Annotated in this window: 25 protein-coding genes; 15 read left to right on the forward strand and 10 right to left on the reverse strand. The window is 53.2% G+C overall.

Translation table 11 applies throughout. The features are described 5' to 3' along the window. A partial coding sequence (locus tag ACOJWD_RS11940; RefSeq protein ID WP_486993455.1) for a DUF805 domain-containing protein occupies positions 1-256 on the reverse strand: 256 nt, incomplete at its 3' end. A gap of 279 nt (positions 257-535) precedes the next feature. Here ACOJWD_RS11940 and ACOJWD_RS11945 point away from each other — a divergent pair. Both ACOJWD_RS11945 and ACOJWD_RS11950 read left to right on the forward strand, forming a co-directional pair. Beyond that, positions 536-1,024 (forward strand): GNAT family N-acetyltransferase, encoded by a 489-nt coding sequence (locus tag ACOJWD_RS11945; protein WP_486993456.1) that lies wholly within the window; start codon positions 536-538, stop codon positions 1,022-1,024. 117 nt (positions 1,025-1,141) lie between these two features. After that, on the forward strand, positions 1,142-2,407 hold the full coding sequence (locus ACOJWD_RS11950; RefSeq protein WP_486993457.1) for an NRAMP family divalent metal transporter: 1,266 nt from the start codon (positions 1,142-1,144) through the stop codon (positions 2,405-2,407). On the opposite strand, the gene ACOJWD_RS11955 is transcribed toward ACOJWD_RS11950, so the two are convergent. After that, the gene (locus tag ACOJWD_RS11955; protein ID WP_486993458.1) at positions 2,402-3,121 is read right to left on the reverse strand and encodes a metal-dependent transcriptional regulator; all 720 of its coding nucleotides are present in this window, start codon (positions 3,119-3,121) and stop codon (positions 2,402-2,404) included. The genes ACOJWD_RS11950 and ACOJWD_RS11955 overlap by 6 nt on opposite strands. A 212-nt stretch (positions 3,122-3,333) precedes the next feature. Here ACOJWD_RS11955 and ACOJWD_RS11960 point away from each other — a divergent pair, with 212 nt between their 5' ends. Both ACOJWD_RS11960 and ACOJWD_RS11965 read left to right on the forward strand, forming a co-directional pair. Next, complete coding sequence (locus ACOJWD_RS11960) at positions 3,334-3,873, forward strand: peroxiredoxin (RefSeq protein WP_486993459.1); 540 nt, start codon at positions 3,334-3,336, stop codon at positions 3,871-3,873. Between the two features lie 115 nt (positions 3,874-3,988). After that, complete coding sequence (locus ACOJWD_RS11965) at positions 3,989-4,474, forward strand: signal peptidase II (RefSeq protein ID WP_486993460.1); 486 nt, start codon at positions 3,989-3,991, stop codon at positions 4,472-4,474. Here ACOJWD_RS11965 and ACOJWD_RS11970 read toward each other — a convergent pair. Next, positions 4,471-5,613, reverse strand: coding sequence for an FAD-dependent monooxygenase (locus ACOJWD_RS11970; protein WP_486993461.1), 1,143 nt, complete (start codon positions 5,611-5,613; stop codon positions 4,471-4,473). The genes ACOJWD_RS11965 and ACOJWD_RS11970 overlap by 4 nt on opposite strands. A 106-nt stretch (positions 5,614-5,719) precedes the next feature. Here ACOJWD_RS11970 and ACOJWD_RS11975 point away from each other — a divergent pair, with 106 nt between their 5' ends. Continuing rightward, on the forward strand, positions 5,720-6,427 hold the full coding sequence (locus tag ACOJWD_RS11975; protein ID WP_486993462.1) for a TlpA family protein disulfide reductase: 708 nt from the start codon (positions 5,720-5,722) through the stop codon (positions 6,425-6,427). Here the strand turns inward: ACOJWD_RS11975 and ACOJWD_RS11980 are convergent. The 5 genes from ACOJWD_RS11980 to ACOJWD_RS12000 form a co-directional block, all read right to left on the reverse strand. Next, positions 6,392-7,420, reverse strand: a complete 1,029-nt coding sequence (locus tag ACOJWD_RS11980) for an alkaline phosphatase family protein (RefSeq protein WP_486993463.1) — start codon at positions 7,418-7,420, stop codon at positions 6,392-6,394. The genes ACOJWD_RS11975 and ACOJWD_RS11980 overlap by 36 nt on opposite strands. Positions 7,421-7,489: 69 nt before the next feature. Further along, on the reverse strand, positions 7,490-8,560 hold the full coding sequence (locus ACOJWD_RS11985) for a hypothetical protein (RefSeq protein WP_486993464.1): 1,071 nt from the start codon (positions 8,558-8,560) through the stop codon (positions 7,490-7,492). Next, positions 8,553-9,773 (reverse strand): DUF58 domain-containing protein, encoded by a 1,221-nt coding sequence (locus ACOJWD_RS11990; protein ID WP_486993465.1) that lies wholly within the window; start codon positions 9,771-9,773, stop codon positions 8,553-8,555. Before ACOJWD_RS11990 ends, ACOJWD_RS11985 begins: the two co-directional genes overlap by 8 nt. Continuing rightward, positions 9,770-10,720 carry an AAA family ATPase gene (locus tag ACOJWD_RS11995; RefSeq protein WP_486993466.1) on the reverse strand — a complete coding sequence of 317 codons (951 nt, stop codon included), beginning with the start codon at positions 10,718-10,720 and terminating at the stop codon, positions 9,770-9,772. The genes ACOJWD_RS11990 and ACOJWD_RS11995 overlap by 4 nt, the downstream gene beginning before the upstream one ends. 169 nt (positions 10,721-10,889) lie before the next feature. Then, positions 10,890-11,327 (reverse strand): universal stress protein, encoded by a 438-nt coding sequence (locus tag ACOJWD_RS12000; RefSeq protein ID WP_486993467.1) that lies wholly within the window; start codon positions 11,325-11,327, stop codon positions 10,890-10,892. Between the two features lie 117 nt (positions 11,328-11,444). Here ACOJWD_RS12000 and ACOJWD_RS12005 point away from each other — a divergent pair, with 117 nt between their 5' ends. The 5 genes from ACOJWD_RS12005 to hutI all read left to right on the forward strand — a co-directional run bounded on the left by ACOJWD_RS12005 (position 11,445) and on the right by hutI (position 17,116). Beyond that, a complete protein-coding gene (locus ACOJWD_RS12005) occupies positions 11,445-11,672 on the forward strand; it encodes a DUF1540 domain-containing protein (RefSeq protein ID WP_486993468.1) in 228 nt (75 codons plus the stop codon). A gap of 591 nt (positions 11,673-12,263) precedes the next feature. Further along, positions 12,264-12,950, forward strand: coding sequence for a DNA-3-methyladenine glycosylase (locus tag ACOJWD_RS12010; protein ID WP_486993469.1), 687 nt, complete (start codon positions 12,264-12,266; stop codon positions 12,948-12,950). A 30-nt stretch (positions 12,951-12,980) separates the two neighbouring features. Further along, positions 12,981-14,987, forward strand: coding sequence for a molybdopterin-containing oxidoreductase family protein (locus ACOJWD_RS12015; RefSeq protein WP_486993470.1), 2,007 nt, complete (start codon positions 12,981-12,983; stop codon positions 14,985-14,987). Next, entirely contained in the window at positions 14,974-15,882 is a 909-nt protein-coding gene (ftcD, locus tag ACOJWD_RS12020) for a glutamate formimidoyltransferase (RefSeq protein WP_486993471.1), read from the forward strand. Before ACOJWD_RS12015 ends, ftcD begins: the two co-directional genes overlap by 14 nt. Position 15,883: 1 nt before the next feature. Further along, entirely contained in the window at positions 15,884-17,116 is a 1,233-nt protein-coding gene (hutI, locus tag ACOJWD_RS12025) for an imidazolonepropionase (RefSeq protein ID WP_486993472.1), read from the forward strand. On the opposite strand, the gene ACOJWD_RS12030 is transcribed toward hutI, so the two are convergent. After that, on the reverse strand, positions 17,109-17,483 hold the full coding sequence (locus ACOJWD_RS12030) for a c-type cytochrome (RefSeq protein ID WP_486993473.1): 375 nt from the start codon (positions 17,481-17,483) through the stop codon (positions 17,109-17,111). The genes hutI and ACOJWD_RS12030 overlap by 8 nt on opposite strands. 166 nt (positions 17,484-17,649) lie before the next feature. Here ACOJWD_RS12030 and ACOJWD_RS12035 point away from each other — a divergent pair, with 166 nt between their 5' ends. From ACOJWD_RS12035 to ACOJWD_RS12055, 5 genes are read left to right on the forward strand one after another with little or no spacing between them, the layout of a single operon-like run. Then, entirely contained in the window at positions 17,650-18,258 is a 609-nt protein-coding gene (locus tag ACOJWD_RS12035) for a class I SAM-dependent methyltransferase (RefSeq protein WP_486993474.1), read from the forward strand. Continuing rightward, positions 18,234-18,647 carry a holo-ACP synthase gene (gene acpS, locus ACOJWD_RS12040; RefSeq protein ID WP_486993475.1) on the forward strand — a complete coding sequence of 138 codons (414 nt, stop codon included), beginning with the start codon at positions 18,234-18,236 and terminating at the stop codon, positions 18,645-18,647. The genes ACOJWD_RS12035 and acpS overlap by 25 nt, the downstream gene beginning before the upstream one ends. Beyond that, entirely contained in the window at positions 18,644-20,161 is a 1,518-nt protein-coding gene (locus ACOJWD_RS12045; RefSeq protein ID WP_486993476.1) for an NAD(P)H-hydrate dehydratase, read from the forward strand. Before acpS ends, ACOJWD_RS12045 begins: the two co-directional genes overlap by 4 nt. A gap of 33 nt (positions 20,162-20,194) precedes the next feature. Then, a complete protein-coding gene (gene alr, locus ACOJWD_RS12050; protein WP_486993477.1) occupies positions 20,195-21,322 on the forward strand; it encodes an alanine racemase in 1,128 nt (375 codons plus the stop codon). Between the two features lie 11 nt (positions 21,323-21,333). Next, positions 21,334-21,480, forward strand: a complete 147-nt coding sequence (locus ACOJWD_RS12055) for a hypothetical protein (RefSeq protein ID WP_486993478.1) — start codon at positions 21,334-21,336, stop codon at positions 21,478-21,480. On the opposite strand, the gene ACOJWD_RS12060 is transcribed toward ACOJWD_RS12055, so the two are convergent. Then, positions 21,477-22,346, reverse strand: an 870-nt coding sequence (locus tag ACOJWD_RS12060) for an NAD(P)/FAD-dependent oxidoreductase (RefSeq protein WP_486993479.1), incomplete at its 5' end; no start/stop codon positions are given. The two genes, ACOJWD_RS12055 and ACOJWD_RS12060, sit on opposite strands and share 4 nt — an antisense overlap.

Consider the following 22,346-nt stretch of genomic DNA (forward strand, 5'->3'; position numbering starts at 1 on the left):
GTACTAAACCAATGAAGATCCACCATCCGGAGTGGTTGGTGTCGTGCAGGCGACGAACCTGTAGCGCCCAACCGGGGATAATCATGGCAAGACTATAGAGACTGAGCAAAATGCCGAGGCCGAGGCCGATCAACCTCAAAAGACTGATTCCTAGGACGAAGAGCGCATTTATGAGAACAAACATCCAAAACTCAGTACGACTGGCTCGGCCGTCAAAAGTAGCGTATTGTTTGATGACTCGCATATACCATTGCATTTAAGATTCTCCCCTTGTAGAAATCTATTTGTGTAAAATATATGAATTACATTATGCGGATGATACGGAGCATTGTCGAGAATTAGGCCTATTACAACTTTAATTTTTCTGAAAATACCGGTCGCTTTCAAGAGATGATGGATCAGATCTCATGGCTACCATGGAACGGTTACTGACGATTGAATCCGCATGCGAACCTGCGTACTTTCTATGGTGTGCGTGATGCAGAGGAATCGCGTCAGCACGCAGGTTACAGACAATGAGGACAGGAGAGAACACGTGAGTCGCATCCGATCCTATCAATCGCACGACTTTGAATTCTTACGGAACATGTTGTATGAGGCTATCTATGTGCCTAAAGGGGAGATGCGGCCTCCTTATAGCATCGTCGATCACCCGGCGATAGCAAAGTACATTGAGGATTGGGGCCGGGATCACGATTACGCCTTGGTTGCGGTGAACGGCGAGGATGAGAGAATCGGTGCTATTTGGATGCGGGTCTGGAGCGGGTCCGCGCGTGGATGGGGTTACGTGGATGCCATGACTCCTGAACTGAGTTTGGCCGTGGCTAAGCCTCATCGTGGACAAGGCGTTGGCCGGTCCCTCCTGGGGACGATAACGGACTATGCGCGCGCCGCTCGGTATCCTGCGCTGTCGCTTAGCGTCGATCCGCGTAACACGGTGGCGCTTCGCCTGTATGAAAGCCGAGGCTACTGTAAGTTGTCTCAAGATCCCGGCGGGTCGTGGACTATGGTGAAGATATTGTAAAACGACTAGCGGAAACGATCGCAAATATTACCTCACATGGCATTGGTGCAGTTGACATTACCGCATAAGCCTACGATAATTAGCTGACGCTAACAACGGAAAGCTAGGTAATGATTGATGCCATCTAATGCCGATATTGAGCCGCGCAAGTCGCTTGTTCTTCATCCTAAGCGTCATCAGCGAATCTTATTTCTATTAGCCCTATTTGGTCCTGGCATCATGGTGATGCTAGCGGATACCGATGTCGGTAGTGCCATTACCGCTGCTCAATCTGGGGTGCAGTGGGGCTATGCGATGATTTTACCCCAACTCATATTGATGCCTATTCTGTTTATCGTGCAAGAAATGACGGTCAGGTTAGGCATTGTGACCCAAAAGGGACATGGGGAAGCGATTCGCGAGCATTTTGGATTGGGATGGGGCATGCTCTCGGTAACCGCCCTCTTCTTGGCGTCGGTGGGAGCCTTGATCACGGAGTTTACGGGGATTGCCGGCGTTTCGCAAATGATTGGCATTCCGGTATGGATTGGTGTCAGTATGGCCGCTATTGCGCTTATCGGGATTGGCTTTTCCGGAACCTATCAACGGGTGGAATGGATTGGTATTGCCTTAGGTACCCTGGAACTGGCATTTTTTGTGACGGCCGTATTGTCTCATCCCCACTTGTCCTCAGTGATACGCGGACTTCATACGGTACCCCTCTTTCATTCCAGTTATCTCTTCCTTCTAGCAGCTAATGTGGGTGCGGTGATTATGCCGTGGATGATTTTCTATCAGCAAGGAGCGGTGGTCGACAAAAAGTGGACCGTGGCGCATCTGCGGGCTGCACGGTGGGACACCGGCATTGGTGCCGTGGTGACGCAAGCCATCATGATTGCCATCGTGATTACCGCCGCTGCTACCTTGCGTACGCACCATATTGTGAGCTTGCAATCGGTGGGACAAATCAGTCGCGGACTGACATCGGTGATGGGCGAGATTCCGGGCAAGCTGATTTGGGGAGCGGGGATTTTGGGTGCCGGTTTCATTGCGGCACTAGTCGCCTCGTTAGCGGGTGCCTGGGGGATTAGCGAGGTGCTTGGGGTCAAGCACAGTTTGAATCACCGCTTCAAAGATGCGCCATGGTTCTATGTGATTTATACCATGGCGCATATTGCGGGGGCGGTTCTGGTTATTTTGAGCGTCGATTTGGTGCAATTGACCATTGACGTGGAAGTCATGAACGCGATCTTGCTACCCATTGTGGTAGGATTTCTTCTCGCCCTTGAGTCTCGCGCGCTACCCCGAGAGTTCCGCATGAAGGGATTCTACCGCTACCTAGTGTGGGGACTTTGCGGCATTGTGATGGCCTTTGGTCTCTATACCCTGGTCGCGGTCCTATAGTGTCCCCTCGAGCGGTCGTACCAGAAGACGCGAGGCAATGGCGTAGGGTACTTCAATCTCTGTACCATCGGCTTTAGCAATATAGGTGGGAAGGTTTTTCGCGCTGTTGGCGCGATCTCCTTCCGGAGAAGGCAGGACGCTGAATATGGCCCCGGGAATGAGATCCGACTGTTCGATCCAGTCCAGCCGTTCTTCCAGTCCTTCTAGTTGTTCAAAAATACGATCCACCATGTATGTGCCAGGATCGACTTCGCTCAATTCTTTGAGGGGTTCGAGTTCAATCGGAGCGCCATCTAATCCCGGAATGGGGTTGCCATGAGGACAGGTGGTCGGTCGGCCAAGGTCTTCCCACAGGGCATCTTCGACGCGATCAGACAGCGCATGCTCGAGGCGTTCCGCCTCACGATGAGCCTCCACTAGGCTTAACCCCAGCTTATCCGATAGCCAACGCTCGGCCAGACGGTGACGGCGTACGACCGCCTCGGCTCGTTTCCATCCTTGTTCGGTCAGACGAACCTCGGGCGCTCGCTCCAAGAGATCGCCCCGCTTGTCTAGTCGGGTTAACGCGCGCGATACACTGACGGCGGACACGCCTAAGTAGTCACGGATACGTGCCGCCTGCACTTGGCGATTTTCTGTGGTAAGAACGAAAATAGCTTCTAAATAGGCTTCGGCGCCGGCTAAGTCCTCTTCAATAGGTGATTTTAGGTCCAAAGGTTCCTCCCTCTGCAACGAAAATTCGACGTCATGACAACTTTGCTCTATTATGGCATAAACTGCCGTTGCTGAAAATTGTGCTTGGATTTCTTAAACACTCTCGGGAGCGGTGATGTCCGTCTATTGTGAATGGCGAAGTTTATAGCAGGGTAGCATGAGATGAAGAGGATGAAGTCCGCATGACGGCTCTTCATCGGAGGAGGATCATTATGGCACTTGTGGGACATGAAGCGCCGGCATTTCAAATGCCGGCAGTACTACCGAGTGGGGAAACGCACACCATTTCGTTGGACGACTATCAGGGGAAGTGGCTGGTATTGTTTTTCTATCCCCATGACTTTACATTTGTCTGCCCTACAGAAATTGTGGCACTGTCGGAAGCCGCGAATCAGTTTAAACGGCTAGATACGGAGATTATCGGGGTGTCGACCGATAGTCCGCACGTGCATAAAGCATGGATGGCACAGGACCAGACCGAAGGTGGTATTGGGCATCTCGCCTATCCTCTCGCCAGTGATTGGAACCATCGGGTGTCCCGAGACTATCAGGTATATTTTCCCGAGGAGGGGGCGGCTTACCGAGGACTATTTATCATTAGTCCTCAAGGACAAGTCGAGTATGAGGTGGTACATAACCTGAACGTGGGCCGATCGGTAGATGAGGTCCTACGAGTGTTGGAGGCGCTACAGGCAGGGGGACTTTGCCCGGTGAACTGGCGATCCGGCGATGCCACGCTGACCCCGAGATAGGCATCAACGTAGCGTGTTTGGATAGCGGCCCGCATCTTGAGAGTGATACTCAGATGTTCGTGGCCGCTTTCTCGCGATCATCGTGTAGGATGAGAGGAGAGAAAGGGGCACGTCGATGATCAAATGGCGTCAATCGCTCGCTGTCATGGTGGTGATTGGACTCGGGGATCAACTAGCAGGCCTTTGGGCAAGAGCGGCGCTTCGCGATGGGCGTACCCTCTGGGTCATCAAACCCATCGTCTCGTTTCAGTTGTTATTTAATCGCGGGGCCATGTTGGGGCTCTTGTCTCACTATCCCGGAGTGGTCACCGTATTAAGTGTGATCGGTACGATGGCGTTAATTTTAGCTGCCATTCGATTAGAGCAGTTTTCATGGTCGCTTTCGACGATGGCGGGTGGAGCACTCGGGAACACTTTTAGTCGGTTGGTCTTGGGGCAGGTGACCGATTTTATGCGGATTAGAGGGTATCCTGGGATTTTTGACGTCTCGGATGTGGCCCTTCGTATCGGCGTCATTTGGTTCATCATCGCTCTTATCGTGAGGGAACGCGGGAAGAATCGGCAGCCCTCTGGCTCTCAAGTTGACGGTGAACTGCCCTAAAGATGACTCAATTCCTCAGGATGTCCCATGACGTGGTGCATGCGATTGACGATGAGCGCAGTCGGGATCATACGCAGTACGCTCTCGGGTCTCAATAGAGGCGGCATGGGGCGATGAATCATTCGACCCAATTGCCGAGACAAGCTGGCTACTTCCTCAGCGGCATGCCAGCGTTTCGCCACATAACGATGAAACGCCTGGCCCGTGTCGGTCTCTTTTCCTAAAAGTGACCCTAATACGTATGCATCAAGGATGGCTTGGCATGCACCTTGACCCGTATTGGGAGTCATGAGATGTGCGGCGTCGCCAATCAAGGTCACGCGCTGTTTGCGAGGGAGCGACCAGCGGGGTTGGTGATAGATAGGATGGATTAAGAGATTCTCCGCGGGTGTGGCGGCGATGAGGTCGGGGACGGGAGGGGCCCAAAGCCGAAAATGATACCGAATATCCTCTTTAGTGGGATAGGTCTGAGGACTGTGCACTGGCAATGTCGCATACCAGTAGACTTTGTGTGGACCCATCGGGCTATAGCCAAATTCGCTTTGCGGGCCTAATATTTGGGTGACAGTGTCAGGTCTACTGAGATCCCAAGTAACGGTGCCACGAATGGCAATAAAACCTTCGAATTCTAGCGGAGGAGCGTTAAAAAACCATGAACGGACGTCGGAATGGGCCCCATCGGCGCCAACGATAGCATCAAACGAGGGCAAGGTATGCCTGACCGTGCCCCCCGAGGTGTGGAGGCGAAAGACAGGGTGCTCAGCGGTGATGTGGACTACCTTTCCTGAGATAAGGCGCTGAGATGAAATGGCGTCATGAAGAACACGGATGATATGGGTTCGTGGCACGCACCAGGGTGATTCTTGCCAGTCTGTGATGAGCGACGACAGATGGATCTGCTTTAGGAGGTTGCCATGGTGGTTGCGATATTGGTAGATATGGATGGCTGAGCCCGCAGCCGTGATTGGTTCGGCGATACCCAGTTGTCGAAACACCCATAGAGCATTAGGGGCCATCGCCAAAGCTGCACCCGCTGCGCCTGGCTCTATGTCTGGATCGATAAGACGCCAGTCCAGCGGGCCGTCTTTTAATGTCAGGGCTAAGGTCAATCCGGCAATCCCTCCCCCAATGATCGCCAAGTGGTGAATAATTTCGCCTCCTCCAATGAGCTCCCATTCTCTTCTATGGGACCTATGCTACACTATTTGCGAATGATGAACCCGCCTATAAAGAAAGGAACCAATAATGTCAAAAAAAGGCAAATATGATTCACGAGGTACGAGACCAGGCTCCCGACCGCCGGAGGCCACTACCGCCACCAAGAGCGGTGGGCCACCAATTTGGGTGTGGCTCTTGGTGGGAGTGGTCGCGCTGGGCATTTTAGTGGTGGGCTATATCGGGATTGGGGTGCACTCGTCGACCTCTTCTGATGTCAGTCCCAATGCCACTCACGTCCCAAAGAGCGGATTTTCCTGGAAATATCAAGCCTATTCGATTAAGACGGGGAAATTAAGCCACTTGTCGCGTGGGTCCCACGTGACGGTAGTGATGTTGATGGCGAGTTGGTGTCTCTATTGCGCCTATGATGATAGGTATGTGTGGCCAACCATTCTTCACACCAAAGGCCTGACCTTGGATATTATCGATGTCTCTCCGTATAGTGGTATTGGCGATCCGGGGCCCAAAAGCCCGGCGTTTTCTGGCCACGACAACCAGGGATATTCGGTGGGAGAGGCAGGAATGCGCACGACTATGAAGAGTTATGTGAAGAAATTTGATCTCACCGAGCCCAATGTTCATGTGTATGTAGATCCTAAAGGGATAACCTATTTTAATGTGCAATACTTTCCTACCGTGCTCTTTTTGAATCAGCAGGGCCACTTGAGTGAACGCGTCAATGGAGCCTTGACGACGTCTTCAGTCAAGAGTGTTCTTAATGGGATTCTTGGCTAGCGCTAAAGCGAGGGAATGCATCCTGCGGGTCCGTTGTCCGAGTAGGGGCAGTGTGAATTGTTCTTCTATCAGTCGTAAGAGCGAGGTGTGGTCAAAGCGTGTCTGTATGATGGCTGGCGAGAGCTGCCCTCCCCATAAGAGAGCTGGTACGCGAAAACCTGGACCATAGTGATCCAATTTCAGTGGGGGCACATGATCGTAGAATCCTCCACTACTGTCAAAATGGCACACATATAAGAGCTCTTGCCATGAAGAGTGTTGTTGCAAAGACTTAAGAATTTGTATCGCCAATTTTACCCCACGACGGAGTGAGAGTGGCGGGGTAGCGCTTAGAAAGAGTGGAGCGGAAAGAAAGCTGACCGGAGGTAGGGTATCTTCTCGGATATCGTGAAAAAATTCTTCAAAGGGTCTTATGTGGTGGACTAGCGGTTCTTCGCGAAATCTGGGAAACCACCAGAGAGGACACGATAGGCGTTCTTTCATGAACTGTGCATAGAAGGGGAAATGTCTTTTTGGCCCGACGTAATAACGCCAATCGATCCCGTGTGACGATAACTGGTCAAAGACGGTTTCTTGGTGAAAGGTGAGCTTTGATAGCACGGGAGGATTCTCTTCTTGAGAGTGACATTCTCCGCTAATGAGGTAGAGTCGATTGGGAAAAGCCGGGCCCATCACAGACGAAAAGTAGTGATCTAAAATGCGGGCCTCTTTGATGGCGTTGGATTCCTCCCACAAATCAGTGCGGTAATACCCCATCACATCGCCATCATTAGCTTCCAAAAAGCCGTCCATGGCTCCAGCGTTCCATGCCTGATGCATCGCATCAAAACCACGATGGGGATTGAGCCAGCGACTCACTGAGTAGCGATGCAGAGGAAATGGAGACACCTGACGTCCGTCGCGGTACGGCACGGAATGGGCGTAGGGAATGCCGTCTACCTCGGGCCATGCGCCGAGGACCTGGTCAAACGAACGGTTCTCAAGTGTCAGCACTACAATTTTCTTTAGCCACGGGATGTTGGTCATAGTACCTGTATGTGGATTGAGTGTCGAGTATGATGATTAGGATTGTGGCCACTGGGCTTCAATACGTTCTCGCGCTTCGCGTGTGTCCGCGCTCTCTCCATAACGGATTTGGTTATACGTGGTAATGATTAGCTCATTATCGTGATTCGGCCGGATACGCATTACCCATTCTCTCAGGGTCTCGCCGGAGGCCCGTTCTTGACGACGGCGTCGCGCCTGAATGAGTCGTGTGCGGATGAGACTGCGGACAGGGCCGAGGGGGCGATTCCGACGGCGCCAAGGCTGGGAGCGCTCATTGGGGGCGAGTGCTTCACGTAAAATGACATCGTGATCGTCGCTGTCACCAATTCGCGTATCGGCCTTCGACCAATAGCGGTAGGCACCATAAAGAATGGCCGCTAATACCAGGATTCCCAGGATGATGAAGCTGGTACTGAGTGCTGTCGGAAGATGGCTATGTTGAGATAAGGCATGTTGAGTTTTCGAGATGGGCGTGGGTGTGGATTGGGTCTTGCGAGTCCGAAGGTTTCCTAGGGAAATACGACTCAAGAGGGCGATCAACGGATAAGCGATCACTGAAAAGACATCGGCGATCACGGTTTGCCAAGGGAATATACTTAAGATCAGTGCCATGATGATCGCTCCGACGCTGGCAATGAGAGCCAAAGTAAATCCCAGACGGGTCCTATCGCGTTGTAATGAGCTATCCACTTCGTCACCGGTGAGAAGTGATAAAATTCCAATGATGCCTACCGGAATAAAGCCGAACGCGGCTGCGGCATGAATAAAGGTAGCGATAGTAACTAGTACTAGCGCGCCGATGATGGTCCGGTTGGGAGCGACCCGAGAGGCACGGGCTTCTCCGAGCGCGATAAGCGCCATAGTGGTCTGCAACAGGATCGAGGTGGTGCTCGGTGAAAACAGTACCACGACCGCAATCAAAGCCAACGAGATGAGAAAACGTAGGGCAGGACGCCATGCCTTACGCGTGCCCATGATAGCCCCAAACACCAGTGTGGTATCCACCAGCCATGGCGAATGGATGGTAAGAGCAACAGTGAGAAAACCCACAATCCACAGCAACATAATGGGGATGCGATTACTCATGCGACCAGGCTCCTTCCGTAAAGTGCCATATGTCCCGTACCCACGGGGGAATGGATTGATGAAGAAAGCCGAGTTGAAGAAAAATTACTCGTAATCCGCGGCGCGCCTGTGGTTGTAGCCGATCGGTCAAGACATCCGGCCAGTACGGGCTAATCATAATGAGCACGGTCCCCGGATGTAGACCGCTTTGGATGCGGGACAGCACGTGCGGGAGGTCTTCATCCATGGTGCCGCTAGGTTGTGTCCAGGCAAGCGCCGTTAGGAGTTCTCGACTATCATGGCGTTTCTCGGCGGGAAAGGTGAATCCACGCACATGGCCGGCAATGGCGCCTGTGGAAGAAAGCCCGGTTCTAAGTCCTTGAGAGACGGCAGATTCGACCACGGTGGCTCCCACGCTAATCGTTTCCTCGAGTAATTCTCGATCAATTCCGTGCCAGTGGTGGTCGGCAGTTTTCGGATGAACGATCACTTCCACACTGCGGTCTACTACAGACTCCAATTGCTTTACCATCAACTGTCGCGTGCGTGCTGATGGATAGGGTGCGATTTGACGCACGGGATCCCCCGGTTGATAGGGGCGTACGCCGATGACGCGCAGCGGATCCTGGGGATCCCATGGGCGTCCACGCTGTCCGCCTGAGGTCGGATCGGAAGACCAAAAATTTTGTGGGAGGGTATACCGTTGCGGCCACACGGTGAGGTGATAGAGATTTTGGTCTTCGCGCACCATCTCGTTCCACGACAGGGGGTCTTTAAAAATAAGCGAACCGGGTCCGACGCTCCAGCGCCCGCGATGGAGACCGGTCAATCGATATCGAATTCGGACACGCTGGTGACCCCCGATCCATAGATGCCCAGCGAGCGTTTGACGCGTGCTTCCTGGAGTGGCAAGCGCCATACCGCTCCCTTGGGGCTCCAACGCTTGGGGTAAATCAATTTTCCATTGCAAATCAATAATTGGCCAGGGAAGGGGATTTGTCACCACCATATCGGTCTCCACCGACTGCCCGATTTCCGCGTAACTTTCGTTTAGTCGGGTAGACACCGTGAGATGGCGAAGGCTGCGATGGGCCAATTGAGACGATAGCAGAGTGAGAAGCCAAAAGAAGCTGCCAATCATCATCAGACTCAAACGATGGGCAAAGAGGCCTATGAGCGCAATGAACACGGCGACAATAGGAAAACTTTCGTTCCGCCAGGCCTTCCAGATCATAGGATTTCTTCGACGGGCACGGGGATGCCACTGATAACTTCTTCGACTAGCGGCCTGCCAGTGATACGACTGACATTGGCGCTACTGCTTGGGACGAGACGATGCGCTAGCACGTAGGGGGCTAAGAATTTAATGTCATCCGGGGTGACATAGAGCCGATTGTCTAAAAAGGCATAGCTTTTGGCAATTTGTGCTAACCGTACTGTAGTTCGAGGAGAGACGCCTAGGTCAATCAATGGGTGCGAGCGTGTACTACGACAGAGGGTCACCAAATAATTCAGGGTTACTTCATGAATTTGAACATCACCGCATGCCAACTGCAGGGCCTTTAAATCCTCACCCGTCATGACGGGTGAGAGTGCGTTAAAGGGATCATGAGACGCAAATCCAGTAACCAGCCGACGCTCGTCCTCTTCTTCAGGATATCCCAGCGACAGGGAAATTAGGAATCGATCAAGTTCGGCTTCGGGTAGCGGGAATGTGCCTTCCATTTCAATCGGATTTTGAGTGGCAATGACGATAAAGGGTTCGGGAATGTGATACGTCGTACCATCCATGGAGATTTGCCGTTCTTCCATACATTCTAAGAGGGCGGCTTGCGTCCGCGGGGTGGTGCGGTTGATTTCATCGACGAGGAGCAGATTGTGAAAGGCCGGACCTGGCCGAAATGTCAAATCGCTAGTTTTCATATCATAAATTGGGCCACCGGTAATATCTTGTGGCAAAAGATCGGGAGTGCCCTGAACGCGTGCGAAGCTCAATTGGATTAATGCCGCAAAGGTCCGGGAGAGCCGAGTTTTCGCAACGCCTGGGACATCGTCAATGAGTACATGACCGGACGCCATCCAAGCGGCAAGGATTAACCGAGATTGGGTGCGCTTTCCCAGTACCACCGTGTCAATGGTATCTAGAAGGCGATGCGCCAAATCGAGTTTTTCGTGGGGCATAATAGCAGATTCGTCCTTTCATATCGGGGATCGACGCAAAATTTTTATCTATCTTATCAATATTATTCGAACTTGGAGAGGAGAAATCCTGCCTTCGTCTCTGAATCCTCGGAATGTGTCACTCTAAAGGACAGGAGCCGCGATAGTTTGCGCGGCTCCTCATGTTCCCCTAGGGTATCATCCACACCGGGACGGTGGAATGCGCGGAAAGACCCGAAGAGACGCTACCTATCAATAAATTGTGGACCAAAGAGTGGCCACGACGGCCAATGACAATGGCGTCAGTCGGGTGTTCCTTAATGTAGTCCATGATAGCTGGCACAATAGAACGGCCTCCGATGACGGCAAGAACTGGGTGAAAGTCGTGTAGTGTGGCCTCCGTGGTCTCACCAGCTTTGCGCGCTGCTTCCATCGCGGCCTCTTCTAAGACGTCACTATTCGTCACTGTTTGAGCAAAGTTTGCTGAACCGAGATCCGTCGGGTTATGACTCACCGCAAGAATGGTCAAGGTAATCTCGTCAGGAGCGAAGTGGGCTTTGATCCAATCCGCTGCTCGCAAGGCGCCGACAGAACCATCAGACGCCAGTGTTACGTGAAGTATTTCCATCTTTTTACCTCCCTTGGTAGTGTAGCACGTTAGGCGACCGATAATGCTTTGCGGGTATGAATCGCGAGTGATGAGGGCACCATAGGTACCGTCTCAAGAACAAGAGGAGGCGCTAGGATGCCTGAGATCGAAGTGCGATGTACTGTAGACAACTGTTATTTTTGGGCCAAAGATAACTTTTGCAATGCCGAAAGTATCCTTATTACATCTGACGGAGCGGTGGATCGCTATCCGGAATCGGTGGATAGTCACGACACGGCGATGATTGTGGGGGAGATCGGCGAAACGCCTGCCCAACATGGACGGGAAACAGCCTGTAAAACTTTCTTTAAAAAGACGTCATAGACCAAGGCGACTCATGTGAAAACGATTGCGTTGCCGTCTCTGGATGACGACTCTCATGCTCGGCCGTGTTGCTGTTAAGGCGGATGGCAGAGAGCCAAGAGAGGACTTATAAGAGGACTTATACTCGGATCGGTGCACCGGAAACGGTGCACCGTCTTTGTCGCTATGGGTAGAGTTCTATCGTGCGGAATACGCCATCTCCATAATTAGTAAGAACTTGATCGGCACACTCTCGAGAAAGTCAAACAGGAGCAGGAAACTGCTTTGAGGCGGCGTGTGGTGTCTCGCATACGGGATGTCGCAATATTTGACCCGGTCATGGTGCTCGTCTTGAAGGTCGTACGAAGCCTTGCCTCACGCCACGGGTCTCACGACATTGTTCCCCTGGAGGATGAAGCCGAAGATCCCATCAACCGAGTGTGTGGACCAAACGGGCTGGATCCCTGGAGTGAGGCAGGAGACCGTCAATTCTACATGCCCGATAGCGCATATTCACCACAGCCTCGTCTTCTTGCGTTAGGATGTAGCAATTCCGGTATGATAACAGTCATGCAGGATGTGGTTATGGCCATATAGATGAGGGATAGAGAGATGACGATGGGGACCATTCTGGGGGCTACACTGCCTGAAAAGTTTTATTATCAGTCGACCGAGCGCATCGCGCGCCAATTGCTGAACGCTATCTTGGTGCACGATACTGAGACGGGGCTCATGGCCGGACGGATTGTCGAGTGCGAAATGTACCAAGGCCCTCTCGATAAGGCGGCGCATAGTTACGCAGGGGTGCCGACAGGGCGAACTGCAGTGATGTATGGGCCACCTGGCCGCGCGTATGTGTATCTCATCTATGGGATGCATTACTGCCTTAATATCGTGACAGGAGGTGTTGGGGTCCCTCATGCGATATTAATCCGCGCGATGGAACCGCTCGCGGGACATGAGGAAATGTTGATGCGTCGCCGTACGGCAAAGCGCGCTTGGCCTGATTATCGCGTGCTTTCCGGCCCAGGAAATCTTACCCGGGCGCTTCATATCACCAAAGAGAATAATGGACAGGTGCTGACAGACCCACCGCTCTATTTGATCGCACCGTCGCGGCCTTGGGCACCATACGAGGTCGCGCTAGGACCACGGATTAATATTGGTTACGCCGAGGAAGCGCGGCATTTTCTATGGAGGTTTTGGATTAAGGATCATCCGGCCGTATCGGTGGCTGCACAGGCATTCACGCGTCTCGAATCGCCTGAGCCGCTCTTCGGAGTGGATGATACAATATAGGTAATGTCGCGACAAAGGGGAGATACGGGATTGGCAACCACGGTAGTTCATGCGGTGTGTCCTCATGATTGCTATGACACGTGTGGTCTAACAGTGCGTACCGAAGACGACCGTATTGTGAGCATTGAGGGAGATAAAGGCCATCCCATTACTCAAGGGTTTCTCTGCTTTAAAGTGAACCGATATCAGGACCGTCTCTATCATAAAGACCGGATTGCGACTCCTCTTAAACGCGTTGGCCCAAAAGGCAGTGGAGAATTTCTCGAGGTGAGTTGGAATGAGGCCTTGGAGGAAGTCGGGGATCGGCTCCGGACCATTGTGAAGGAATTTGGGGGCGAGGCGGTCCTTCCCTATAGCTTTTCTGGGAATATGGGGATTTTAAGTGAGGCTTCTCTTGATCGCCGGTTTTTTCATGCGATCGGTGCGTCGCGCTTAGACCGGACTATTTGCACCGCTGCTGCTGACTATGCCCTGCGTTACGTGTATGGGGCGCGATTGGGCCCGGATCCCGAAACCATTGTCGATACCCGATGCGTGGTGTTGTGGGGAAGTAATCCGATGGCGACTAACATTCATGAAATTCCTCTTTTAGACACGGCTCGGGCAGCGGGAGCTCGTATTGTGACCATCGATCCTCTAGAGACCGCAACTGCGAGGCGCTATGACCAACATGTCGCGGTGAAACCAGAAAGTGATTATGTGCTCGCGCTAGGATTGGGTCAAGCAATTTTGGCTAGGAAGGCTCACGATACGGACTTTATTGATCGTTATGTGAAAGGATTCGCGGCGTATGCAGCGTTAGTAAGGCCCTACGGGCGCGATGTCGTATTGGAGCGAACGGGACTTTCTGGCGCCGTATTTGATGACTTGGTGGATCTCCTCATTTCCTCGCGACCACTGCTCTTTCGCACGGGCTATGGAGTGCAGAGGCAACAGGATGGGGCGAAGACCATATGGGCGATTTCGGCATTGTCCCTTATTTTAGGGACGCCTCAAGAGATCGGGGGAGGTCATCTATGTGGCAATGGCGATGCATTCGGCATTCGTTGGGATAGGCTGTCGTCCCCGCAACTCTTAGAGCGGCCCACCCGTATTATCAATATGGTGCAGTTGGGAGAAGCGTTGGTCAACCCCATGACTCCACCCATTAAGGCGCTTATCGTGTATAACAGTAATCCCGCCGTCACAGCACCTGACCAAACCCGCGTGTTAAGAGGACTTTCGCGACAGGATTTGCTGACCATCGTGCACGAACAAATGCTGACCGATACCGCAAAATATGCCGATTTTGTCTTTCCAGCCGCGATGTCGATGGAAATCTTGGACCTTCATACTTCCTATTGGCATCGGTATATCCAACTCAGTGCTCCGGCCACCGCGCCGTGGCGGGAGTCGGTTTCTAATACCGAATTTTTCCGGCGCTTGGCATCTGCCGTGGGACTTAACCATCCTGCCTTGTTCGCCTCGGATGAGACTCTCATTGAGGAGGCCATTGATGAAAATCATCCCTGGATGACGGGTATTAGCTTGGAATCATTGACAAAGGATCCAGTCAAAAAAGTGGGACTTAGGCGAGATATGAGGCCATTTATGGATACCCCCATTCCGACCTCCGATGGATTTTTCCACATTCAACCGCTGCCGATAAATCCCGAGCCCCATCCGGTATTGACGCTTCTCGATGATGAGTTTCACCTCATTTCCTCGTCACGACGAGAAACCATCAAATCGTCATTTGGAAACATTGCCAGGGTGTTGAAAAGTCCTCATCAGGAGCTTTTGATGCACCCTGATGACATGGCTCGCCTACATCTTTCCGCCCAAGATCGCGTGAGAGTGTTTAATGAAAGCGGGCATACCACGATGCTAGTGCAGCCAAGTTTGGTGGCTAGACCCGGTGTGGTGGTGAGTTACGCAGTGCAGTGGAATGGCGAGGGCACGAATGTGAATCAGTTAACAACAAGTACCCTCTCTGATGCGGGGGGTGGCGGCACGTTTTATAGTACACGGGTCAGGGTGAGTCATGATAAGGCATGAACCATTATTCGAGTGTATCCCTAATTTCTCAGAAGGCCGCTCATCCGAGATCCTCGAGGCATTAACGCGAGCGGCTCAGGTCCCGGGGGTGAGCTTGCTGGGCCTTCATTCAGATTGGGATCATCACCGTTCGGTGATGACGTTGGTGGGCCCTCGAGCGGCTCTCTTGGAATCCGTCTTTGGGGCGGTTCAGGTTGCGGTAGAACGCATTGACCTTACCACGCATCACGGCATACATCCACGGATTGGGGCCGTGGATGTTATTCCCTTTGTGCCCCTTCATGAGGCGACTATGGCGGATGCGGTGGAAATGGCCCATTCCCTGGGAGAGCGCGTGGCACGGGAACTCGGCGTGCCCGTTTACTATTACGAAGAAGCCGCGATGCGCGTGGAACATCAAAATTTAGCAGATGTACGCCGTGGGCAATTCGAGAGGCTAGCCCAACGTATGGTCGAGGACGCCCCGGATATGGGTCCCCAGGCGCCTCATCGCACCGCAGGGGCTGTCGCCATTGGCGCGCGGATTCCGCTCATTGCTTTTAATGTGTACCTAGAGACGACCGATGTGAGGATCGCTCGCGCCATCGCTAAGAGGGTTCGTGGGTCCTCGGGGGGCCTTCCTTGCGTTAAGGCTTTGGGCCTTAATACGATAAATAAGGGATGTGTTCAGGTGTCGATGAATCTGACCAATTACCGCGTGACGTCTCTTTATACCGCGTTGCAGCGGGTAAGGGAAGAAGCAAATCACTTTGGGGTGGCGATAAAAGAGACAGAATTGGTCGGATTCATTCCCTTTGAGGCGATAGAAGAGGTGGTACGCGAGTCTCTCGCACTGCCGAATTTTCGGAAATCAGACATATTAGAGATGGCCATCACCGAGAAAGGAGAGCATTGAAATGGCAGAGAATCTCATTGTTCGTCACATCGGAGAGTTGTTAACGATGGATGGAAGTGGACCGGCCCAAGCCTTTCAGATGATTCAAAATGCAGCGCTCGTGGTCCAGTCGGGAAAAGTGGTTTGGGTGGGTCCGGAGGCTCATTTGCCCCATCACTATGTTGGGGAGGAAATCCATCTTGGGGGCGCATTGGTATCGCCGGGGTTGGTTGATGCCCATACCCATCTCATGTATGCCGGGGATCGGTCCTATGAGGTGAAACTGCGCGCTGAAGGGCGATCCTATTTAGAGATATTGGAGGCTGGCGGTGGCATTCTTTCTACCGTTCGACAAACTCGTGAGGCATCGGATGACGAACTCCTCGCGGCGACCCGGCGTCGCCTCCAGCACGCGCTTTCCTGCGGGACCACGACAATGGAGATAAAAAGTGGGTATGATCTTACCGCTGAAGGCGAATTGCGACTATTGCGCTTGATTGGTGTGTTGGGTAATGAAGGACCATGGCATCTATCGCTAAGCGCTCTTGCAGCCCACGCAGTTCCACCGGAATTCCGCGGACGAGGTCGAGACTATCTTAACTACTTGATTGCGGAATATCTTCCGTCGGTCGCGCAGTATGCTGAGGTGGTCGACATTTTTTGTGAACCAGGAGTGTTTTCGGTGGAGGAGTCTCGCCACTACCTTCGTGCAGCCAAGGATCTCGGACTACGATGCAAGTTGCATATCGACGAATTGGCCGATGGCGGGGGTGCGATGTTAGCTGCGGAGCTTGGGGCACAATCGGCGGATCATTGCGCATTTACCAGTGATTCCGGATTTCAACAGATGGCAAGCAATGGGGTGGTGGCCGTGATTTTGCCCGGGACAGCTCGATATCTCAATCACGGTCATATGGCTAATGCTCGAGCGATGCTGGATGCGGGAGGGTGGGTCGCGATTGGTTCTGACGGTAACCCAGGGTCGTCCCCTACCGATGCCGTGTCGGCATTGATGCCATGGGCTGCGTCATGGCTCAAGATGACGCCGGAAGAAGTTTGGACGGCCATGACTCGAGGGGGGGCCAAAGCCCTTAAAGTCTCCTCTGGATGCCTTGAAGTGGGGAAAGATGCCGATTTTTTGGTTTGGGATGCGGATCATTATGCCTATCCCACCTACTATTATGGGACCAATTTGGTGCGTGAGGTATATGTCGGAGGAAAGCGCGTGGTAGTAAACGAGAGTCGCATTACTTAGTGTTTTTGTGCAATAGGTAGGCTGCGAGGCGTTGAGCCTCGGTTTGGGGAAGACTCCCCGGATTGACTCCATTTAGAGGAGTGGGAGGCATGTATTGGCGAATGTATTGGGAGAGTGCGGGGAGCGAGGCATAGGCGGACTGCGGAATGACCGATGATCGGCCCCACAAGGCCGGTGCATTCAGACGCTGGTCGCCGGAACCATCGGATCCGTGGCAATAAGCACACGTGGATGCATACTGTGTCGCGGCGTTCTCGGTGGTTGAGGCTATTGTGGAACGGGCGTGAAAAAGAGAAGTCATCCCCCAGAGAGCGCTCGAAAGAGTGGTCGTAATGAGGATAGCGGGGATAAGACGGATGATGTCCACTCCCTTCAGAATTTCTCCTAGGACAGGTGTTCTTCTTGAGGTCGAAGGGGAAAGATGTGACGCAGTACTTCTGATAGCATGTCCAAAAGTCAGCAAAAATACCGTAGATGCGACATAATAGGGTGGATACAAAATTTGGAGAGACGAGTATGGGAGGTTAATCACAATGGCTGAAGAAAAACATCCTGGACACCATTCGCATCATCATGGACCATGGGATCGCGAACGATTGCGAAATCTGGAACGACCTGAGCGCGAACAATTAATGCCTCGTGCAGTAATTATTGAAGAGATGGATGTTTCTCCCGGAATGGTGGTCGCCGATGTCGGTGCCGGATTAGGTTGGCTCACGTTTCCCTTAGCGGTGGCCGTGGGCGCCAGTGGGCGAGTACTGGCCGTCGATCCCAGTCACGATGGTATTGCGGCCATCCGAGAACGTGCTCAAGAAGAAAAACTTTCCCAGGTCGAAACCTTTATTGCTCCAGCAGAGAATACAGGTCTTCCCGAATCTTTTATCGATCGTATTCTCTGGCACACCATGTACCATGATGTTGGGGACCGACACCAGGCCATTAAAGAAATGTACCGCATTCTCAAGCCTGGGGGTCGCTGGATTGTCGTGGACTGGGTCAAGGAAAGTACCGATTTTGGTCCTCCTGAGAGTGTGCGGATGAGTCCTGATGAGGTGTGGAACGAAGTGCGTCAGGTGGGATTTCATAAAGTTCGTGAATGGAAGGCAGGACCAGTGACATGGGGAGTCACACTCGAGAAGTGATGATCCCGAGTGTGGGTGTTGACATTGTGTCGGTCGATCGCATCCAGCGACTGATTAGTCGCCATCCCGCTGCACTAAAAAGGCTTTTTACAGAGGAAGAGATTCGACAGTCGGGTCACAGTAAGCAAACCTGGCCACGGTTGGCGAGTCGATTTGCCGCCAAAGAGGCGGTTGTCAAAGCATGCGGCGGCTTGCGCGGTGGACGATACGTGGATATTGAGATCCGAAGGCAGCCAGGTCAGGCGCCGCAGGTGGTAGTCTATGGCGCTTTGGGGCGCTGGATTACAGAGCACCATTTGAAGATTCGTATTTCGGTTAGCCACGAAGATCATTATGCGATGGCTTACGTGGCGTTATATTCGGAGACGGAGGAGCAGGAGTCCACGTGATACAAGCGATTTGGTCCGTTAATGAAGCCCGCATGGCGGATGCACACACGCTTCAGACCGGGATGCCTCTCGCGGCGCTATTGTCGAATGCTGGCCAACAACTCGCTCGCTATCTTGAACAGGTGATTCCGACCGGAAGAGTCCTCATTATGACTGGGCCGGGGGCAAATGGGGCGGATGGATGGATTGCGGCACGATATCTAGCACGGCATCACGAGGTGACGGTCGTGCCGGTGGCCGAACCGGCATTTGACGGTGCCAGTGACTGGGTCAGGGCAACTCGTGCTGCAGGGGCCAGCATCTATGAGGGCAGTCCGACGAAAGAACTTCTCAACTCTGTTTCGGGGATCGTTGATGCTATTTATGGAACTGGACTGAATCGGTCGATTAGAGGGTCAAAAGCGTATACGTGGCTCAAGTGGGCGAGTGATTTTATTGGCCCAGTAGTGGCTGTTGATGTGCTGACTGGTCTTGATGCCAATACTGGAAACTATAGTGGACCGGATATTCGGGTGCATTCGAGTTTTGCTATGGGACAGGCTAAATGGGGACACGTCGGATATCCTGGCGCAAGTGTCAGTGGAGAGCTGGTGGTGGCCGATATTGGCTTGATGTCGCCGAAGCCACCGGAGACGACCTGGGTGACACCGGATCTAGCCCAAAAACTCTTTCCTCAGGTCGAGAGTCTTTCCCATAAGTACGGTCGAGGTCACGTCGTGGTGATTGGCGGTTCTCGTGCCATGCCGGGAGCCCCTATTTTGGCAGCCACGGCCGCCCTTCATGCTGGCGCTGGGCTGGTGGAAATTGTGATTCCAGAAAGTGCCCGCGGATTGGTCTCGATGCCGGCCGCTCTCTTGGCTCATAGTGCGCCGGAGACGGCAAACGGGGACCTCGTGATGAGTGACATGCTTATGGCCCGAGCACGAAAGGCGGATGCGATTGTGTTCGGCCCCGGTATGGGAGAACGCGTACCGCTCACGCTCTTGGGACGTCTTTTCGACTTAAAGAAGCCAATGGTCATTGATGCCGATGGGATTCGGTTGGCCCGCCACGCCATTTCACGATTTCGGTCTGGAGGCGCCGTTCTGACCCCTCATGCTGGGGAACTAGGAAGTCTCTTGCAGTGTTCGGCCGATACCATCAATCGGGATCGTCGCCACGCCGTTCAACGCGCGGTGCAACTCCTGGGAACACCGCTGCTGTTAAAGGGGAGGTACACCGTGATTGGAAGCCAAGATCACCTTTGGGTCAATCCTACCGGATCAGCGGCACTGGCCACCGCTGGTAGTGGTGATGTTTTAAGCGGCATTGTAGGGCGACTCTTGGCTGCCGGATTGGACGGGCCTGAAGCGCTGTCATTAGGTGCGTACTGGCATGGTTTTGCGGGTGACATAGGACAGCAACACCTGGGATATTCCTTAACATCGATGGACTTGATAGATTGTCTTCCCATCGCAGCAAAAGCCATCGAAAATGGCGAGGCTGGTCATGGAGGGCCCAAACTGTGGATATGAAAATGCTTGTGGTGAAGGGAAAGAGGGCATAGCGTGTCGGCAGATGTTCGGGGAACCATCGCGCGAGTAAATCTAGGCGCCATATCCCATAACGTACGGATGTTTCGTCAAAGGATCGGGCCGCACGTTGCGTTAATGGCTGTCGTCAAAGCCAACGCTTACGGTCATGGGGCAGAAGAGGTTGCGAAGAGAGCGCTCAGTTCGGGAGCAGACCTCCTCGGGGTCGCCGTCGCGGAGGAAGGCCGCGACCTCCGGCGCGTCGGGATATCTTGTCCGATTCTCATTCTGGGTGCGTCAAATCGTGAACAAATTGCCATGGCCCTCGATCATGAACTTGATATTACGCTCTGTGACAACAACGCCTGGCACCAGGTGGTTGAGCTTTCCACCACCATGAAGGTCAAAGCTCGGATACATCTCAAGGTCGATACCGGCATGGGGCGTCTCGGGGTATCTCCAGACCGGGTTGTGGAGACGTGGGTACCTAAGCTTTGCCATCCAATGATTGAGTGGCAGGGGCTGATGTCGCATTTTGCCGAAAGCGATGCCGAGGACGTGGACTATACCAAAGAGCAACTGCGCCGGTTTTTGGATGTAATTGAAGAATTACGTTGCCATCAGGCCACTCCGCCGATGATCCATGTGGCTAATTCTGCTGCTGCGATGCGCTTTCCTGGGAGCCACTTCAACATGGTGCGAATCGGTATTGGGCTCTATGGTGCCGAAACCTATGATGTAAAGTATCCCTTAAAGGCGGCTATGACTATGGAGAGCCGCATCACCTTTATTAAAGAGGTCGGACCCGATATTCCTATTGGTTACGGAAGAACCTTTGTGACGTCCGAGAATACCGTGATCGCCACGGTGGCCGTCGGATATGCCGACGGTTACCGTCGAGCCCTGAGCAATCGGTCTCACGTCCTCATTGGAGGGACTCGTTGTCCGGTAGTTGGTCGGGTATCGATGGACCAAATCACGGTGGCCGTGCCAAAAACTTTGTCACTACAGGTGGGCGATGTGGTGACTCTGATGGGCGAGTCGGAAACGGGAGCGGCCATTACGGTCCATGAGATGGCCAGTTGGGCAGACACCATCAGTTACGAAATTCTCACCGGAATCACTTCGCGAGTGCCGCGTGTTTATAGTGAATCATCAGGCTGATGAGCGACGATATGACCGAAAACCGGTGGCAATACATCATTGTTGAAATGAGGCCCGTGAATTGGGGAACCGGGGCAGGAAAGCATGCGCCTCCCTCGCGGGTGGCTGACATCGGCCTTGACGGAGCCGCGTCCGTGCTTGCTGGCCCCAGTTCTTAGTGAGCGGAGTGACTCCAAAAACGTTCAGGTCGAAATGGGGTCAAGTCCACCGGGTCAGGTTGTCGGGTGGCCCATCGTCCGACGATGTCTGCAGTGATTGCCGAGAGGAGCACTCCATTGCGGTAATGGCCGGTGGCCACACAGAGCCCTTCAACCCGCGGCCACCAACCAAGAATAGGTAGTCCATCGGGGCTCTTGGGACGGAGTCCTGTCCAGAAACGTTCTACATAAATGTGGGAATCAGATAAGCCAAACTCACGGATAATTTCCGTAAGTCGCATGAGACCGGATGTTGATACCCGTGAGTCAAATCCTGCAAAATCTTCGGTGGCACCGACAACTAACCGCCCGTCTCGCTTGGGCACGATGTAGGTGTGATCGTGAAAGATGATATGTTGGAAGTATTTCTGGTCCGTGGTTAACGATACGATTTGGCCCCGAACGGGGGTGATGGGTAGAGGCTGCTGCAGTATGTCGGCCACAAGACCCGACCAGGCCCCTGCGGCCAGTAGTACTCCCTTTCGAGAGAAGAGGGTTTGGGAAGGCAACAACACGCCCCGAACTGCCTGATCCTCTATGATGAGCGAGCGCACCGGGGATCCGAAATGGGCCGATACTCCGCGCGCCAATGCCGCGCGCACCGCTGCCTGAATCAAAAGAGGGGGATGCACTTGGCTTTCATTTGGAGTGAAAATAGCGGCGCAATACTGTTTTAAAGCAGGCTCTCGTTGTGCGAGGTCTCTCTTGTCAAGCCAGATCGCTCCCATGGCTTTTTGCCATTCGTAGCGCTGCAACAAGCGCGTGCGCTCCGATTGGGTGGCGACTTGTCGGACACCAGAAGGATGATAGGGTACATCCATCCCGGA

This window comes from Sulfobacillus sp. TH-112 (assembly GCF_057473405.1).